This window comes from Streptomyces sp. NPDC048111 (genome assembly GCF_043202815.1).
In the GTDB taxonomy this organism is placed as follows: Bacteria; Actinomycetota; Actinomycetes; order Streptomycetales; family Streptomycetaceae; genus Streptomyces.
Genome location: NZ_JBIDBD010000002.1, coordinates 233,110 through 249,241 on the forward strand (window position 1 = coordinate 233,110; position 16,132 = coordinate 249,241).

Below are 16,132 nucleotides of genomic sequence, written 5' to 3' on the forward strand. Positions count from 1 at the left end.
CCCGCTGGGGCCGGGGGCACGTGGGGTCCGGGGTCACCTGGGGTCCGGGGTCACCTGGGGTCCGGGGTCACCTGGGGTCCGGGGTCACCTGGGGCCCGGGGTCACCTGGGGCTTCGCCCCAGACCCCCAGGGGTTTGCCCACCGACCCGCCCATGACGGGCACCGAGAGGTCGAGCCCCTGGGGCTCCGCCCCAGACCCCGGCGGGGGCTCCGCCCCCTGCACCCCCACGGGGCGCTCATGCTCACCCCCCACGAGCCTTATGCGCCAGCATGGCAGTGACGCCCCCAGCACGCGCAGCCCGGCCAGCACCCACCCCGCCAGGGGGCGCGGGGAACTGCGCAAAAGTCCCCGCGGCCGCAGACAACCACGGCCCGCACAGTCAGGCGGAGCTAGGGGCGCGGGGAACTGCGCGAGGAGCGTCCACGGCCCGCACACCAACGAACGGCCAGGGGCGCAGGGGCCTGCGCAAAAGGACGCCCAGCCCGGGGGCGCCCCGCATGCCGCCTCAGGGCGAGGGGGTCGGTGACGGGCCCCGGTGTGGTAGCAGGGGCTTGCATGTCTGCAGGGCCTGGGCCGACTTCGGGTCCGTCGTGTTCAGGGCCCGCACCCCGCCCCCACCCCCACCCGGCGAAGCCGAAGGCAGTACCACCCCATGGTCCTTCAGGCAGCTCGTGAACGCCTTCAGCGCCGAGCTGTCGCCACCCCGCCCCCCACTGAACCGCGGCCGCACACTCGCACACGCCTGCGCCGCCTCCCGCTGAGCCGGATCCGCCGAGGCCCCGGCGCCGAAGCCTCCGAACCCGCCCCCGCTCGGCCGCCCCGTCCCCTGAGGGCGCCCGCTCCCGCTGGGCCGGGGCGCCATCGTCACCCCGTGCTGCGCCAGGCACTGGCGGTACGCGTCCATCCCCTTCGCCGCGGAGGAACCGGAGGACCCGGAGGCCCCGGAGACCGACGCCGACGGCTTCGCCTGGGTGCTCGGGGCCGCGGCCGAGGAAGAGCAGGCCGCGAGCAGCAGACCGCACACCCCCACCACGGCCGCACAGACCGCGGCCCGCGCCGCGCTCGCGGTACCCGGGGTGGCGGGCCCGCGCTTGGTCCAGGTCATGTCCCTTGTCTCCTCGGTGCGTTGGCGGACGACGGCCGCGGGTCGGCGCGCCCCCGGCGACCCATGACTGAACCCCATCCGGGTGGGCGCCCCCGGGGGAAAGGCTGGGAGTTCGCTGGGAGCCGCCCCACATGCGGGCGCGGACGGCCCACCACGGCGGGGTGGTATGCGGCACGATCACCCCCATGTCCAGGTTTTGCCCGGTCCCCCGCTCCCAGGGAACTCCCAGGAAGCTCCCAGGCGTTCCAAAGTGCGGGCCGCGAGGATCCGCCGTCATGAAGGTGCTCCCACGACGGCGCAGAGCCGTCCTGATCAACTCGGTGCTCGGCGCGGCCGTCCTGGCCGGCGCCGGCGGTGCCTACGCCGCGGTGAGCGGCCATGACAGCTCCCCCGCACGGACCGGCGAGAAGACCGTCACGGTCACCAAGGGCACGGTCCTCGCCACCGTGTCCGGGTCCGGCTCGCTGGCCTCGCCGAACGACGCCGGCGTGAACTTCACCACCGGCGGCAGGCTCACGCAGGTCGACGTCAGGCCGGGTGACAAGGTGTCCCGCGGCCAGGTGCTCGGCAAGGTGGACGACACGGCCGCCAAGGAGACCCTCGCCCAGGACGAGGCCGCCCTGACGGCCGCCCAGGCCAACCTCACCAAGGCCCGGGAGGGGCAGACGAGTTCGAGCACCGTGAGCGGCACCGGGTCGGGCGGCGGGTCCGGAAGCGGTTCCGGTACGCGGGGCGGCGCCGGCTCCGCTCCCGTCCCCGCCGCCACACCCACCGTCGATCCCGCCCAGCTCGCGCAGGCCGAGGCCCAGCTCTCCCAGGCGCAGAACGCCGTGGACGCCGCCCAGCGCGCGGTCGACGGCACCACGCTCACCGCCCCGGTGGCCGGCACGGTCGCGTCGGTGTCGGCCAAGGTGGGCGACACCGTCAGCGGCACCGGCGGCACCGGCACGAGCGGGGGCGGTGCCGGCGGTTCGAGCGGCGGCGCCAACTCAGCTTCCAGCAACGCCGGTTCGAGCTCCGCTTCCGCGCTCTCGGGGTTCGTGGTGCTCACCAACCCCGCCGGCATGCAGGTGACCGCCAACTTCTCCGAGGCCGACGCGCTCAAGCTCAAGCCGGGGCAGCCGGCCACGGTCACGCTCAACGCCGAGTCCGGGACCCTCCTCAACGCCAAGGTGCTGTCCGTGAGTTCACTGCCCGTCAGCAGCGGATCCGGCTCCGGCGGCGGAGGCAACAGCGGCTCGGGCAGCGCCGTGCAGTACGCGGCCACGCTCGCCATCACCAGCCCCACCGCCGATCTGCGCACCGGGCTCAGCGCGAGCATCCAGGTCGTCACGGGCGAGGCGTCCGGCGCCCTGTCGGTGCCGACCGCCGCGGTGACGGGCACCGGGGCCAACCGTACGGTGAGCGTGGTCAAGGCGGACGGAAGCACCGAGCGCACCCCGGTCACCGTGGGCCTGGAGGGCGACAGCGCCGACCAGATCCTCAGCGGCCTGAGCGAAGGCGAGAAGGTGCAGCTGACCAGCGTGTCGGCGAGCGGCAACGGCGGCTTCCCGAGCGGCGCCCTCCCCGGCGGCTTCGGCGGCGGCGCCCGCACCCGCGGCGGCGGAACCGGCGGCCTGCGTTCCGGTGGCGGCGGGGGTGGCCGCGGATGAGGGCGCCCCGGTGGCCGCGCAGAGCCGCCGCACTGCCCGAGGGCCCGTCCGACGCGGGGCCCTGGGCACCGCCTCCGGTCATCGAGGTCCGCTCGCTGGTCAAGACGTACGGGCAGGGCGACGCGGCGGTGCACGCGCTCAGCGGTCCGACGGACCCGGTGGACGGGCGGGCGCTGGGCGTCGAACTCGTCGTGCGGCAGGGCGACTTCGTGGCCGTGATGGGCAGTTCGGGCTCGGGCAAGTCGACCCTGATGAACATCCTGGGCTGTCTCGACGTGCCGACCGCCGGGCGGTATCTGCTCGACGGCATCGATGTCGGCGGGCTCGACGAGCGCCGGCTCTCGCTCATACGCAACCGCAAGATCGGCTTCGTGTTCCAGTCGTTCAACCTGGTGCCCCGGACCCCCGCTCTCGCGCAGGTCGAACTGCCCCTCGCGTACGCGGGGGTGAAGCCCGCCGAGCGGCGCAGACGGGCCGTGGCGGCGCTGACCCTGGTGGGTCTCGCCGACCGGATGGACCACCGTCCCGCCGAGCTCTCCGGTGGTCAGCAGCAACGCGTGGCCGTGGCCCGCGCCCTGGTGACCTCGCCCGCGATGCTGCTCGCCGACGAACCCACCGGCAACCTCGACAGCCGCAGTACCGAGGAGGTGCTGGCCGTCGTGGACCGGCTCAACGCGGCCGGGCGCACCGTCGTCCTGATCACCCACGAGGACGAGGTGGCCCGGCACGCCAAGCGAGTCGTGCGGCTGGTCGACGGGCGGATCGTCGAAGACGTGCGCCAGGCCCCCGTCGAGGGTCCGCCGCCCGCGCTGCGCGAGGGCGGCGCACTGGTCGGAGGCGACCGGTGAACCCGTTGCAGACACTGCGCTTCGCCTTCGGGGGCCTCGCTGCGAACAAGGTGCGCTCCGCGCTGACCATGCTCGGGGTGCTGATCGGCGTGGCCGCCGTCATCGTGCTGCTCGCCGTGGGCAACGGCTCCTCGCAGGCCGTCAAGGACTCGATCGAAAAGCTCGGCACCAACGCGCTGACCGTGTCGTCGGGCGGCGGGTTCGGCGGCTCGCGCTCCTCGGGCGCCACCGCCACCAAACCGCTGACCGTGGACGACGCGCGGGCCCTCGCCGACCCCGCGTCCGCGCCGCACGTCGAGTCGGTCGCACCCGAGACCACCACCTCACAGACCGCCCTGTACCAGGGCACCTCGCACACGGTGAGCCAGGTCGTCGGCACGTACCCGGCGTACTTCAAGGCGTCCAACAGCAAGGTGGCGAAGGGCGATTACTTCGGTGCGGACGACGTGCTCGGCTCGCGCAAGGTGGCCGTCATCGGCTCGACCACGGCGACGGACGTGTTCGGCACCGTCGATCCGGTCGGCAGGAAGATGACGCTCGGCGGCACCCCGTTCACCGTGGTCGGGGTCCTCGCCACCAAGGGCGGCACCGGCTTCCAGGACCCTGACGACATCGTGCTCGCTCCCCTGCCCACCGTGCAGAACGCGTTCACCGGCTTCGGGTCGCTGGGCCAGATCCTCGTCGAGGCCACGTCGGCCGACGCCACCACCGCGGCCCAGAACGAGATCACGACCGTCCTCATGGGACGGCACGGCATCAAGGACCCGAACGCCCTGGACTTCCGGGTCAGCAGCCAGGCCACCCTGCTCAGCACACAGGCGGACACCAACAGGACGTTCACGGTGCTGCTCGGCGCGGTGGCCGCGATCTCGCTGCTCGTCGGCGGGATCGGCATCACCAACATCATGCTGGTGACGGTCACCGAGCGGACCCGCGAGATCGGCATCCGCAAGGCGATCGGAGCACCGCGCGGGGTGATCCTCGGGCAGTTCCTCGCCGAGTCGACCCTGCTGTCGCTGATCGGCGGCGGGCTAGGCGTGGCGGCGGGCCTCATCGGCTCGCACTTCACCATCGTCGGCATCAAGCCGGTGATCATCCCCGAATCGGTCGTCGGCGCCTTCGCCATCGCGGTCGCCATCGGACTGTTCTTCGGCGGCTACCCCGCGAACCGCGCCGCGAGCCTGCGGCCCATCGAAGCGCTGCGGCACGAATGAACCCCATGTACGGACAGGGAGAGGACATGTTCGGCAACGCCGAGATCCTGGAGAGCGCCGGGCCCGCCGAGAGCGGCGACCCGGAGCGCATCCTCGCCGAACCACCGGACGGCCGGGACATCTCCGCCGAGCTGGGCGCACCGCCCCGCCCGAGGCTGCCGTGGCTCACGCTGCTGCTCTCGGGCGGGCTGGTGGCCGGGCTCTCCTTCACCGGGGGCGCCCTGGTGGAGAAGGCCCAGGGCCAGGACTCCTCCGCGGCCCGGCCCACCGCGGCCGGCGCGTCGCGGGGCGCAGGCGCGCAGGGCGGCGGGCAGGGCTTCGGCGCGGGGCGCACCGGGCAGGCAGCGGCGTCGGGCCAGGACGGCCGGCGCCAGGGAACCGGCCCGGGCGCGGGCGGCGGACTCACCATCGGTACGGTGAAGCTCGTCGACGGCAGCACCCTCTACGTCACCGACACCCAGGGCAACGTCGTCAAGGTGACCACGGCCGCCGGCACCCAGGTCACCGAGTCGAAGAGCGGCAAGGTCTCCGATCTCCAGCCGGGCCAGACGGTGACCGTACGCGGCAGCCAGAACGCCTCCGGGGACGTCGCGGCGACCACCGTCACCCAGGGCGGCGCGGGCGGCTTCGGCGGGGGCCGGGGCTGACGGCGCACCCGCCGCCCACGCCCGCCACGCCGCCACGCCGCCACGAGGAGGAAACCGATGGCCCCGACGGACACCGCCACATCCGAGGCGAGCCTGCTGGTCGTCGACGACGAGCCCAACATCAGGGAGCTCCTCTCGGCCTCGCTGCGCTTCGTCGGCTTCCGGGTCGTCTCGGCGGCGACCGGCGCCGACGCGCTGGCCGCGGTCGCCAAGGAGCGTCCTGACCTGGTGGTGCTCGATGTGATGCTGCCGGACATGACGGGCTTCGCCGTCGTGCGCAGACTGCGCGAGGAGCCGGGCGCCGGCCAGGGCGCCGACCGTCTGCCGGTGCTCTTCCTCACCGCCAAGGACGGCGTGGACGACAAGATCAGCGGGCTGACCGCCGGCGGCGACGACTACGTCACCAAGCCGTTCAGCCTGGAGGAGCTGATCGCCCGGATCCGCGCGATCCTGCGCCGCACCGGAGGCCCGAGCGGCGAGGGCCGCCTGGTGGCGGGCGACCTCGAACTCGATCCGGCCGGCCACCAGGTCCTGCGGGCCGGCCGGCCGGTGTCCCTGTCCCCCACCGAGTTCAAGCTGTTGCACTATCTGATGGCCAACGCCGACCGCGTCGTGTCCAAGCCGCAGATCCTGGACCACGTGTGGGCGTACGACTTCGGCGGTGACCTGAGCATCGTGGAGTCGTACATCTCCTACGTGCGCCGCAAGGTGGACTCCGGGGCCGAGGGGGCGCCCAAGCTGATCCACACCGTGCGCGGCATCGGCTATGTGCTGCGCCGCCCGCAGTCCTGAGGCAGCGGGCATGGTGAGTTGCCGATGCTGAGGTATCTGAGGGCGCGGCTCGGGCGGCTGCCGCGCCGGTTCGCCGCGCTCTCGCTGCGCTCGCGCCTGGTGCTGCTCGCCGTGGCCCTGGTGGCGCTCGGTCTGACGGTGAGCGACACCGTCGTCCTGAGTTCGGTGCGCGGCCAGTTGGTGGGCCGGGTGGACCAGCAGCTGAACCGGTTCGGCGATTCGGTGGCCCACCGCGTCCGCGTGGAGGGCGCCCCCGCGTCCAGGCCCGGCCGAACGGGGGGCGGCCGGGCCTGGCTCCCCAGTCAGTACGTGATCGCCTTCGCTGCCGACGACGGCCGCGTCACCGAGCAGTTCCGCCAGCCCGTCGCCGCGGGCGACCCGCGGCCCACCTGGCCCGTGATGGACGCGGCGGGGCTGCGGGCCCGGCTGGGCAGACCGTTCGAGGTGCCGAGCGATCACGGCGGCGGCACCTGGCGGGTGCTGATCGTGCCGGTGGACAGTGGCGATCCGGCGTTGCCCGCGGGAGTGGTGGTCGCGGCGCCCCTCGAAGAGGTGTCCTCCACGGTCGGCCATCTGGCGACCGCCTTCCAGCTCATCGGTGTCGTGGTGGCGCTGCTGCTCGGGGTGGCGGGCTGGTTCGCGGTGCGGGCGGGGCTGCGGCCGTTGCGCCGCATCGAGGCGACCGCGGCCGAGATCGCCTCCGGCCGCCCGCTCTCGCACCGCATGCCGGGCGCCTCGCCGCGTACGGAGACGGGCCGGCTGACCAGCGCGCTCAACGGGATGCTGGCGCAGCTGGAATCGGCCTTCGCCGCGCGCGCCGAGTCCGAGGAGCAGATGCGGCGCTTCGTCGCGGACGCGAGTCACGAACTGCGCACCCCGCTGGCCGGCATCCGCGGCTTCGCCGAGCTCTACCGGATGGGGGCGCTGCCCGACGAGGCCGATGTGAAGCGCACGATGGCCCGCATCGAGAGCGAGGCGGTGCGCCTGGGCGGTCTGGTGGAGGATCTGCTCACCCTCGTCCGCATGGACGAGCAGCGCCCGCTCCAGCTCGCCCCGATGGATCTGCGCACCCTCGCGGTGGACGCGCTGCACGACACCCGGGCCCTCGACCCGACGCGCGAGGTGACCCTGACGGGCCCGGGCGGTGAGGGCTCCCCGGCACCCGCTCCGGTTCTCGGCGACGAGGCGCGGCTGCGCCAGGTGGTGGCGAACCTGGTCGGCAACGCGGTGGCCCACACACCGGCCGGCACTCCCGTCCGCATCGGGGTGGGCGCGGCGGCGGGCCTCGGCATCATCGAGGTCGCCGACCGCGGCCCGGGGCTCGCGCCCGAACAGGCGGCGCGGGTCTTCGAGCGCTTCTACCGGGTGGACGCCTCGCGCAGCCGGCAGACGGGAGGCGGCGCGGGCCTCGGCCTGGCCATCGCCTCGGCGCTGGTCCAGGCGCACGGAGGCCGGGTGGAACTGGAGACCGCTCCGGGCGAGGGCGCGGTCTTCCGGGTGCTGCTGCCCACCTCGTGAGACGAGCGGACGGGCGCGGGGAGGAACGACCGGGAGCGGAGCCCGCGCACCGGGACAACCGGGGGCCGATGCCGCTAAGGGCGCCGGGAGCGGAGCCCGTGTGGCAGGACGCCCCCACTCCCCCGGACCGGCCCGAGTGCGGGCGGGGCCCGGTGCTCCTAGCGTGGGTTCATGATCCGGTTCGAGCAGGTCAGCAAGGTCTACCCGGACGGGACCCGTGCGGTCGACGACCTGTCGTTCGAGGTCGCCGAGGGTGAACTGGTCACCCTCGTGGGGCCCTCCGGCTGCGGCAAGACGACCACGATGATGATGGTCAACCGGCTCATCGAACCCACCGCGGGACGCATCCTCGTCGACGGCGACGACATCGCCACGCTCGACCCGGTCAAGCTGCGCCGCCGGATCGGCTACGTCATCCAGCAGGTGGGACTGTTCCCGCACCGCACCGTCCTCGACAACACCGCGACCGTCCCGGCACTGGTCGGCTGGAAGCGCGCCAAGGCGCGGGCACGGGCGGCCGAGCTGCTCGACCTCGTGGGGCTCGACCCGGGGACGTACGGATCGCGCTACCCGGCGCAGCTCTCGGGCGGCCAGCGCCAGCGCGTGGGCGTCGCCAGGGCGCTCGCCGCCGATCCGCCCGTGCTGCTCATGGACGAGCCGTTCGGCGCGGTCGACCCGGTGGTGCGCGAACGCCTCCAGAACGAGTTCCTCGGCCTCCAGGCCACCGTGCGCAAGACCGTCCTCCTGGTCACGCACGACATCGAGGAGGCCGTGCGGATGGGCGACCGCATGGCGGTGTACGGGTCGGGGCGCATCGAGCAGTTCGACACCCCGGCCTCGGTCCTCGGGACGCCGGCCACGCCGTATGTGGCCCAATTCGTGGGCGCCGACCGGGGGTTGAAGCGTCTGTCGGTGACGACGGTGGAGCCGGACGACCTGGAGCAGCCGCCGGTCGTACGGCTGCACGAGCCGGCCCGGGCCGCCGCGTCCCGGCTGCGCGGCGAGGACGCGCGCTGGGCGGTGGTCCTCAACGAGGGCGGGGAGCTGCACGGCTGGGTGGGCACGGACGAGCTGGCGCTCGCCGGGGCGGGTGCGGTCGCGGACCTGGCGCGGCGCATGGAGGCGTGGGTGCCGCTCGGGGCACCGCTCAAGCAGGCGTTCAGCGAGATGCTCCAGTACGACGCCGGCTGGGTGGCCGTGCTGGACGGCGCCCGCTTCCTGGGCGTGCTGACCCCGGCGAAGCTGCACGAGGCGCTGCGGCGCTCGGTGGACGCGGACGCGCAGGGGGTGGAGCGCGCGGAGGTCGACTTCGACTCGGTCGCCGACGCGTAGGAACCCTGCCCCGGGACCCGGAAGCGGCGCCCTGCGGGGCCCGGGGCGCGACACCCGCCGACGCCCGAGGCAGACCCACCGGGCCCAAGGGTGCGGCCCAACCCCGCACGACTCGTCCACAACGCGCGCAAGGGCACCGGAAGTTGGGCCCGCGCGGCTCTTACGTTCCGCGAAGCGCGTGGTTACCATCCGGTAGCCCTCGTTCGGGGCATCCCCGCACCCCTCCCCCGCTGGAGCCGCCATGCGCCTCGCCACCGCCGCCACCGCGCTCGCCCTGCTCGCCGGCACGACCACGCTCGCCCCCGCGGCCGCCGCCGCGCAGCCGGCCCCGACGGCCGCCGCCCCCGTCCCCGTCGTGTTCGTGCACGGCCGCAACGCCGACCCGGGCGTCTGGGGCACCATGAAGGACCGCTTCCGGCAGGCGGGTTACCCCGACGGCGACCTGTTCGCCTGGGGCTACGACTCCAGCCGGTCGACCAATGAGGTGCTGGCCGGGCAGTTCACCGCGTACGTCGACTCGGTCCGTGCGCAGACCGGTTCGGCGCAGGTCGACATCGTCGCGCACAGCCAGGGGAGCCTGCCCACCCGCTGGTACGTGAAGTTCGGCGGCGGCGCGCAGGTGGTGCGGCACTGGGTCTCGCTCGGCGGCCCCAATCACGGCACCAGCCTGGCCTGGGCCTGCGCCATCTGGGACCAGGGGTGCCGGGACATGACGCCGAACTCCTATGTGCAGAGCCATCTGGCGAGCGGCGCCGAGACGCCGGGCCCGACGAAGTACGCCACCTTCTGGTCGGACTGCGACGGCTTCATCCTGCCCAACAGCAGCGTGCCGCTGTCCGGCGCGGTCAACACCGACGCCGGCTGCCTCGCCCACAACGACCTGCTGACCGACGCTCCCACCGCCCAGGGGGTGCTCGACTTCCTGAAGCAGTAGGGGCGTTGAGCAACAGGGGCGTTGGCCCGGCTTCAGATCAGGTGCTTGGACGTGAGGTAGTTCTTCGCGACGTCCTCGGGCAGCCGGCGCCAGCTGTCGACCTGTTCGTTCAGGGAGGCGAGGTCGGCGGTGGTGAGCACGGTGTTGAGCCGGCCGAGAGCCTCCGTCACGCCCTTGCTGCCCGCGCGGGAGCGGTTCACCACCGGCACGATGTAGTCGGCGTTCTGGAGGTGCTTGTCGTCGGCGAGCAGCACCAGGCCGAACTCGCCGAGGGTGGCGTCCGTGGTGGTGGTCAGGACCATCTGGTCCTGACCGCTCTGGACGGCCTGCTTGGCCTGGGTGGTGCCGACGCCCTTGGGGTCGACGGCGGTGATGTCGATGCCGTACGTCTTCTTCAACCCCGGCTCGCAGTACGGCCGTTGGACGCACTCGTCGCCGGCGGCGAGCCGCACCGGCAGCCGGGCGGCGCCCAGTTCGCTCAGTGTCGTGAGCCGGTGCTCGCGCGCGTAGGAGGCCGCGACGGCGAAGGCGTTCTGGTCCACCGCCCTGCCGGGGTCCAGAACGGTGAGGCCGCGCGGCACGGCGAGGGCGCGCAGGGCCGTCATGGTGCGGGTGAGGTCGGGCGAGCCGACGGGCTCGGCGTCGGGGCCGTGCGCCTTGGCGTTGAGCCAGTCGGCGAAGGTCGCCGCGTACTCGGGCACGACGTCGATCTGGCCGTGCTCCAGGGCGGGTTCGTAGATCTCGCGGTTGGTCACCGACAGGATCTTGGTGTGGTAGCCGGCCTTGTCGAGGAGCAGCGCGTACATCTGGGCGAGCAGATCGCTCTCGGTGAAGCCGGCCGAGCCGATCGTCAGGTGCTTGCTGTCGCCGGGCGGCGCCGTGACGGAGCCCTGCTTCTCCAGACTGGGGCCGGTGGCGCACGCGGTGGCCGCCGTCAGTACGAGGGCCGCCGCCAGCAGCCGCGGCCTCATTCGAAACCGCCCCTGGCCCACTGGGGCGCGAGACGCTGGACCGTCTCGAAGAGGCCCTCCACGATCAGCGCGAACACGGCCACCAGGACGGCGCCGGCGACCACTTGGGGCGTGGAGGCCAGGTTGAACCCCGCGGTGATGATCCGGCCGAGCCCGCCGCCGCCGGCCAGGGCGGCCAGGGTGGCGGTCGCGACGAGCTGGACCGCGGCGATGCGCACACCAGTGAGGATGAGCGGCAGGGCCAGGGGCAGCTCGACCTGGAACAGGAGCTGGCGCCCGGTCATGCCCATGCCGCGCGCCGCGCGCACCACGTCGCGGTCGACCTCGCGCATCCCGACATAGGCGTTGGTCAGCAGGGGCGGCACCGCGAACAGGATCAGGGCGACGATGGTCGGCCCCTCGCCGAACCGGCCGAGCGGGGTGAGCAGGAGCAGCACGAGGACGGCGAAGGTGGGCACGGCGCGGCCCACGTTGGAGAGGTTGACGGCGAGCGTGCCGCCCTTGCCGAGGTGGCCGAGTACGAGGGCCACGGGCAGGGCGATGAGACAGCTCAGGACGAGGCACACCGCGGTGAGCCACAGGTGCTGGCCCAGCCGGTTCCAGATCCCGTTCTCGCCCGACCAGTGGGCCGCCGAGGTGAGCCACGACCAGGTGTCGGAGAGTGTCGTCACGAGGGCACCGCCCTGGTCCAGGGGGTCATCAGGCGTTGGACGCCGAGCAGGACCAGGTCGGCGGCGACGGCGATGAGTACGCACAGCACGGAGGCGGTGAGCACCTGCGCCTTGAAGTAGGTGTTCATCCCGGAGTAGATCAGGTTGCCGAGGCCGCCGTAGCCGACGATGGCGCCGACCGTCACCAGCGAGACCGCCGAGACGGTGGCGATCCGCAGCCCCGCCATGGCGGCAGGGAGCGCGAGCGGCAGCTCCACGGCGAGCAGCAGCCGTACCGGCCCGTAGCCCATGCCGCGGGCCGCCTGCCGGGTGTCCTCGGGCACGGCCCGAAGTCCGGCCAGGATGTTGCGCACCAGCAGCGTCAGTGAGTACAGGACCAGGCCGGCGACGACGATCGACGCGGAGAGCCCGTACACCGGGAGCAGCAGCGAGAACATCGCGAGGGACGGGATGGTGTAGAGCACCGTCGTCACTCCGAGGACCGGGCCCGCGGCCCAGCGCCAGCGCCGTGCCGCGACGGCCAGCGGTACGGCGACGGCCAGGCCGATCAGCACCGAGAGGGCCGTGAGCTGGAGGTGCTGGAGCACCGCGTCCCACAGGATCTGGCGGCGGCTCGTCAGATAGGCACCACAGATCCACTCATTGCGCGCGAGGCAGTCGTCGGGAGGCGCGGTCACCCGTTCATTGGAGCCCGCCCGCTCGGCCGGGCGCGCGTCCTGGTGGGCTGTTCGGGGCAGGCATTGTGATAGCGGGACAAAAGGGGGAGGCTGGTGGTGAACGCGGCCGGGAACCTCCGGTACGTCGAGCGCACCCGCCCGGCCGGGAAGAGGTGAGTGCCGTGCGTGTACTGCTCAAGGCCCAGCTCGACACCGAGAAGTGCAACGACGCGATCCGCGACGGGACCATGGAGAAGACGATGCAGTCCCTGATGGAGACCCTGCATCCCGAGGCCACCTACTTCACCGCGGAGAACGGCCTGCGCACGGCGCTCATCTTCTTCGACATGACCGACTCCTCCGAGATCCCGAAGATCGCCGAGCCGCTGCTCCAGGACTTCGGCGCCAAGGTCGACATCTCACCGGTCATGAACCGGGAGGACCTGGCGAAGGGGCTCGGCGCCCTCGGCTGACGCCGCCCGCGCACGGGCCGGACCACGAGGGTGACCCGGCGGGCCCGACCCGGTGCGCGGCTTGCACCGGCGTCTCACAGTCCGGCGTCGCAGCAGCCGTCGCGGCGCATCGCGCGGCCCACCTCCAGCCAGTCCTCGGCCGTGGCCGCGGGATGCCGCTCGTGCGGCTCATAGGCGGCCACCAGATCGTCGGTCATCCAGGGCACACCGCCCTTGAGCACGCCGGTGGTGCGCACCAGGGAGTCGAAATCGCTGAACGGATCGCCGTCCACGAGGGTGAGGTCGGCGAGCCTGCCGGGCTCGACCGTGCCGAGGTCCTTGTCCAGCCCGAACAGCCGGGCCGGGTGGACGGTCGCCGTGCGCAGCGCCTCGGCCGGGGAGAGCCCGCCCAGGTGCAGGGCGCGCAGACTCAGGTGCAGGGCGAGTCCCACGGGGACCAGCGGCTGGTCCGTGCCGAGGGCGACGAGGCCGCCGCGCTCCAGGACGGCGCGGTACACGTCGGTCTCCCGGCGCAGGGTGGCCAGTTGGGCGGCGGTGGGGGCCGACGTCGCCGACTGCCGTACGGCGGCGGAGTCCCATGGGGGCATCACGGTGGTGACCCGGGGGTCGTCCGCGAGGGCCGGGTCCGCGCCGAGGAGGGGGGCGGCGGTGAACGGGGTCGCGATGAGAGCGAAGTTGACGCCTCTGGCCGTATAGATCTCGACGACGTCCTCGTAGGCACGCCCGCCCACGGTCGTGGCGTGCCCGAACTCGGCGCGCTGGGTGGCCAGTAGATGGGTCGTCAGGTCCTGTCCGACCTCCACGCCGGGTGAGATCAGATGGCTTCCGCAGCGCACGCCGAGCCGTTCGTGGGCGAAGCGTGCCGCCTCCCGCATCAGCCAACTGGGCGCGCGGACATAGGTCTTGACGAAGTCCCAGTCGAGCGCGGCGGCGCGTTCCAGGGAGCGCGCGAGTCCGGCCCCGGTGCGGTGGGCGCGGCCCATGCTGTAGGCCACGCGGGCGCCGTCCAGGAGTTCGCCGGTGGCCAGCAGACGAGGCCCGGCGAGCTGTCCGGCGGCCACGGCCTCGCGGATGCGGGCCTGTTCGTAGGCGAACCCGCCGAGCGAGACGGCGGTGGTGATGCCGTACGTGAGCTGCCCGACGGTCTGACGTCCGCCGTACGTGCTCTGCCAGGGGTGGGTGTGGGTGTCCCAGAGCCCGGGCAGCACGGTGCGGTCCGAGGCGTCGACGCTGTGCCGGGCGGCGCGCCTGCGGTGGGGCTCCACCGAGGTGACCCGCCCCGCGCGCACCACGATGTCGACGTCCTCGCGCACCGCTTCGCCGGTGCCGTCCCACAGGCGCCCGGCGTGCACCACGGTGTCGGCGGGTGCCGGCCTGCGCTGGTCGAGCGGCACCCGCACGGTGCGCGCGGCGCCGCCGTCCACACCGATGAGCCGCAGCCGGGTGCCGGAGAGGTAAAGCAGGGTCTTCGAGTCGCCGGACCAGGAGGGGTGGTCGGCGGGTTCGGTGGTGAGCGCGCGGAGCGGGCCCTGCGGGGTGCCGTCGGGCGCGACGGGGAGCAGGCACAGCGCGGACTCCACGACGACCGCCATCCAGCGGCCGTCGGGCGACCACACGGGCCCGGAGTCGTAGCGGTCGGCGATGGAGGCGTGCGGGGCGACGGCGTGCAGGCGGTCGGCACCGGTCCCGGTGTCGACGACGCGGATGACGTTGTATCCCTCGCGGAAGCGGAGGTTGAGCCGGTTGCGGTCGCAGAACGCGACATGGCGCCCGTCGGGCGACCAGCTCGGCCGGCCCGGCAGGCCGCCCGCCCCGAGCGCCGGGACGAGGACGCGTTCGGTGCCGCCCGCGAGGTCGCGTACGACGAGCCGCCCCGACATGTCGACGGCGGCGAGCCGCGTCCCGTCGGGCGACAGCGCGGGATGCACCCGGCCGCCCGTCGCCAGCGCGCTCTCCTCACCGGAGGCGAGGTCGCGCCGGTAGATGCCCAGCAGCCCGTCCCGGTCGTCGGCGTACAGGAGCGAGCGCCCGTCGCGCGCCCAGACCGGGCCGAGCAGATAGCGCGTCGGGTCCGCGCGGCGCAGGCACCGCGGCGGCGCGGAGCCCGAAACGTCGGCCAGCCAGAGGGAGTTGAGGGCCGCGAAGGCGATGCGCGTACCGTCCGGCGACAGCGCCGGCAGATGGATGCCGCGCACCGGACGCACCCGGTCCTCGCCCAGGTCGTACGTCTTGACCCGGTAGCGCGGCCGGTCGACGGGCAGTTCACCCGCGAACGGGACGACCTCGGGCCGCGCGGGGTCCTCGGGCCGCACGAACGTGAACCGTCCGTCCACGGTCAGGAGCAGCGCGCCGTCGGCGGTCCAGCGCGGGGGCATCGGGGCGATGTCGCCGGCGACGGGCACGGGCGCGCCGTCGACGACCAGGACGCAGGACGCGTTCGGCGCGGCGGTGGTGCGCAGGTAGGCGAGGCGCTGCCCGTCCGGGGCCAGGGCCGGGGTCATGACCTGGGCGGTCCCGGTCTCGGTGTGCTCGACGGTCACCGCGCCCGAGCCGTCGGACGCGACGGCCGCGACGGTTCTGGCGTCCACGCCCAGTCCGAACGGCGTGGTGACGGACGAGGCGCGGACGAACAGGATCCGCCGCCCGTCCGGTGACCAGGTGGGGTCGAAGTCCTCCCAGGCGCCGTCCTGGAGCGGCCCGCTCTGACCGGGCAGTCCGGTGAGGCGGGTGAGGCGGCCCGTGCGCAGGTCGAGTACGTGGATGCGGTAGGGGCTGCCGGTCACCGGGTCGCCCGCGCGCTCGGAGGAGAAGGCGATGCGGGTGCCGTCCGGTGACCAGGCGGGGCCGCGGTCGTCCCAGGGCCCTTCGGTGCGTCGGCGCACCTCGGATCCGTCGGGCCGCATCGTCCAGATGTGGTAGCCGCCGTCCTGGTAGGCGCAGAACGCGACGAGTTCCCCGTCGGGGGCGTACACCGGGCGGGTGGGTTCGAGTCCCGCCGGGGTGAGGGGGCGGGCCGGGCCGCCGTCGCGGGGCAGCGACCACAGGACGTCCTGCACCTCGGCGATCAGCCGGTCGCCCGCGGGCGCGAGGCTCGCCGCGCCGTTGGTGGCGGCGGTGAAGGACAGTGCGGGTCCGGTGCGCGGCGCGGCGCCGGCCGGCGCGGGCACGGCGCCGACGGCGGTGACGGCACCCGCGGCGCCCGCGGCGGCCAGGAGCTGACGGCGGGAGAGGGAGGCGGGGAGGGCGGTGGTGTCACGTTCCATGACACAGCACGCTTGCGCATCGTACGGCGCAGAGGCAACACCGCCATTCCCGCCA

Annotated in this window: 13 protein-coding genes; 9 read left to right on the forward strand and 4 right to left on the reverse strand. The window is 73.7% G+C overall.

Annotated elements, in window-relative coordinates; genetic code table 11:
* The first annotated feature begins 1,381 nt into the window (after positions 1-1,381).
* The 8 genes from ACGF3I_RS05750 (at position 1,382) to ACGF3I_RS05785 (ending at position 10,043) form a co-directional block, all read left to right on the forward strand.
* Positions 1,382-2,758 (forward strand): efflux RND transporter periplasmic adaptor subunit, encoded by a 1,377-nt coding sequence (locus ACGF3I_RS05750; RefSeq protein ID WP_393129325.1) that lies wholly within the window; start codon positions 1,382-1,384, stop codon positions 2,756-2,758.
* Entirely contained in the window at positions 2,755-3,606 is an 852-nt protein-coding gene (locus tag ACGF3I_RS05755) for an ABC transporter ATP-binding protein (protein WP_393129326.1), read from the forward strand. The genes ACGF3I_RS05750 and ACGF3I_RS05755 overlap by 4 nt, the downstream gene beginning before the upstream one ends.
* Entirely contained in the window at positions 3,603-4,820 is a 1,218-nt protein-coding gene (locus tag ACGF3I_RS05760) for an ABC transporter permease (protein ID WP_393129327.1), read from the forward strand. Before ACGF3I_RS05755 ends, ACGF3I_RS05760 begins: the two co-directional genes overlap by 4 nt.
* Positions 4,821-4,825: 5 nt before the next feature.
* Positions 4,826-5,467 (forward strand): hypothetical protein, encoded by a 642-nt coding sequence (locus tag ACGF3I_RS05765; RefSeq protein WP_393129328.1) that lies wholly within the window; start codon positions 4,826-4,828, stop codon positions 5,465-5,467.
* 57 nt (positions 5,468-5,524) lie between these two features.
* The gene (locus ACGF3I_RS05770) at positions 5,525-6,259 is read left to right on the forward strand and encodes a response regulator transcription factor (RefSeq protein WP_393129329.1); all 735 of its coding nucleotides are present in this window, start codon (positions 5,525-5,527) and stop codon (positions 6,257-6,259) included.
* 24 nt (positions 6,260-6,283) lie between these two features.
* Positions 6,284-7,777: a sensor histidine kinase gene (locus ACGF3I_RS05775; RefSeq protein WP_393129330.1), complete on the forward strand. Its 1,494-nt coding sequence runs from the start codon at positions 6,284-6,286 to the stop codon at positions 7,775-7,777.
* 171 nt (positions 7,778-7,948) lie between these two features.
* Positions 7,949-9,109 carry an ABC transporter ATP-binding protein gene (locus ACGF3I_RS05780; RefSeq protein ID WP_393129331.1) on the forward strand — a complete coding sequence of 387 codons (1,161 nt, stop codon included), beginning with the start codon at positions 7,949-7,951 and terminating at the stop codon, positions 9,107-9,109.
* A gap of 241 nt (positions 9,110-9,350) precedes the next feature.
* Entirely contained in the window at positions 9,351-10,043 is a 693-nt protein-coding gene (locus tag ACGF3I_RS05785) for a triacylglycerol lipase (protein WP_393129332.1), read from the forward strand.
* A 32-nt stretch (positions 10,044-10,075) separates the two neighbouring features.
* Here the strand turns inward: ACGF3I_RS05785 and ACGF3I_RS05790 are convergent, their stop codons facing one another.
* From ACGF3I_RS05790 to ACGF3I_RS05800, 3 genes are read right to left on the reverse strand one after another with little or no spacing between them, the layout of a single operon-like run.
* Positions 10,076-11,014 carry an ABC transporter substrate-binding protein gene (locus ACGF3I_RS05790; protein ID WP_393129333.1) on the reverse strand — a complete coding sequence of 313 codons (939 nt, stop codon included), beginning with the start codon at positions 11,012-11,014 and terminating at the stop codon, positions 10,076-10,078.
* A complete protein-coding gene (locus ACGF3I_RS05795) occupies positions 11,011-11,685 on the reverse strand; it encodes an ABC transporter permease (protein ID WP_393129334.1) in 675 nt (224 codons plus the stop codon). Before ACGF3I_RS05795 ends, ACGF3I_RS05790 begins: the two co-directional genes overlap by 4 nt.
* Positions 11,682-12,362, reverse strand: coding sequence for an ABC transporter permease (locus tag ACGF3I_RS05800; RefSeq protein WP_393129335.1), 681 nt, complete (start codon positions 12,360-12,362; stop codon positions 11,682-11,684). The genes ACGF3I_RS05795 and ACGF3I_RS05800 overlap by 4 nt, the downstream gene beginning before the upstream one ends.
* 161 nt (positions 12,363-12,523) lie before the next feature.
* Here ACGF3I_RS05800 and ACGF3I_RS05805 point away from each other — a divergent pair, with 161 nt between their 5' ends.
* Positions 12,524-12,814, forward strand: coding sequence for a hypothetical protein (locus tag ACGF3I_RS05805; protein WP_393129336.1), 291 nt, complete (start codon positions 12,524-12,526; stop codon positions 12,812-12,814).
* Positions 12,815-12,888: 74 nt separating this feature from the next.
* Here the strand turns inward: ACGF3I_RS05805 and ACGF3I_RS05810 are convergent, their stop codons facing one another.
* Positions 12,889-16,077, reverse strand: coding sequence for an amidohydrolase family protein (locus ACGF3I_RS05810; protein WP_393129337.1), 3,189 nt, complete (start codon positions 16,075-16,077; stop codon positions 12,889-12,891).
* Positions 16,078-16,132: the final 55 nt, after the last annotated feature.

Bases quoted from the DNA above. Each gene is read 5' to 3' on its own strand.
- ACGF3I_RS05750 (WP_393129325.1), top strand. From the start codon at position 1,382: ATGAAGGTGCTCCCACGACGGCGCAGAGCCGTCCTGATCAACTCGGTG.
- ACGF3I_RS05755 (WP_393129326.1), top strand. From the start codon at position 2,755: ATGAGGGCGCCCCGGTGGCCGCGCAGAGCCGCCGCACTGCCCGAGGGC.
- ACGF3I_RS05765 (WP_393129328.1), top strand. From the start codon at position 4,826: ATGTACGGACAGGGAGAGGACATGTTCGGCAACGCCGAGATCCTGGAG.
- ACGF3I_RS05770 (WP_393129329.1), top strand. From the start codon at position 5,525: ATGGCCCCGACGGACACCGCCACATCCGAGGCGAGCCTGCTGGTCGTC.
- ACGF3I_RS05775 (WP_393129330.1), top strand. From the start codon at position 6,284: ATGCTGAGGTATCTGAGGGCGCGGCTCGGGCGGCTGCCGCGCCGGTTC.
- ACGF3I_RS05780 (WP_393129331.1), top strand. From the start codon at position 7,949: ATGATCCGGTTCGAGCAGGTCAGCAAGGTCTACCCGGACGGGACCCGT.
- ACGF3I_RS05785 (WP_393129332.1), top strand. From the start codon at position 9,351: ATGCGCCTCGCCACCGCCGCCACCGCGCTCGCCCTGCTCGCCGGCACG.
- ACGF3I_RS05790 (WP_393129333.1), bottom strand. From the start codon at position 11,014: ATGAGGCCGCGGCTGCTGGCGGCGGCCCTCGTACTGACGGCGGCCACC.
- ACGF3I_RS05810 (WP_393129337.1), bottom strand. From the start codon at position 16,077: ATGGAACGTGACACCACCGCCCTCCCCGCCTCCCTCTCCCGCCGTCAG.